General features: G+C 70.5%; 1 protein-coding gene. It reads left to right on the top strand.

Annotated elements, in window-relative coordinates; genetic code table 11:
- Window positions 1-675 (top strand): condensation domain-containing protein (locus P1P70_RS45470; protein WP_319248462.1); only part of this gene is annotated, 675 nt, incomplete at both ends.

Here is a 675-nt window from a genome sequence, read left to right as displayed (position 1 = left end):
CCCCCCTCCAACTCGCCTTCCACACCACCGAAACCCTCCACGAGGGCCTCACCGCCTACGGCTACGTACGGCAGCGCATCAGCGGCCCCCTCGACCCCACCCTCCTCGGCCAGGCACTGGCCCACCTCTCCGCCCGCCACCCCATGCTGCGACTGCGGATCACCGACGACGGCGGCGCCGCACGCCCGAGCCAGTACGCCGCCCCCGCAGGCCCCACCGACACACCACCGCGCTGGTACGGAATCCAGGTCCTCCACCCTCACACCCACAACCACCCCACCACCCACGACCTACGGCAGCTCGAACACGCCTTTTGCAACCGCCCGTTCGACCTGAGGACGGAGGACCCGGTGCGCGCCGTCCTCGTCCAGGACCACGACGACGCACACCTCGCCCACCTGCTCCTGGTCGTCCACCACGCCGCGGCCGACGGCTTCAGCCTCAAGCTCATGGCCGAGGAACTCTGGTCGCTCTACACGGCATTGACGCGCGGAGAACAGACCCCACAACTACCCGCCCCACAAGCCGAGTTCACCGACTACGCCGCCGCCCTGACCGCCGAGCGCCAGTCCCCGGCGTACGCGGAGGACCTCGCCCACTGGCGTGCCCGCCTGGCAGAAAACACGACCTCCCTCGCCCCTCCCCTCTCCCTCCCGTACGACGGAGACCCCGAGG

It is taken from the genome of Streptomyces sp. MB09-02B, assembly GCF_033794485.1.
Classification (GTDB): domain Bacteria; phylum Actinomycetota; class Actinomycetes; order Streptomycetales; family Streptomycetaceae; genus Streptomyces.
The sequence above is the reverse complement of the archived record's forward strand: the minus strand, read 5'-3'. Positions and strand labels throughout refer to the sequence as shown.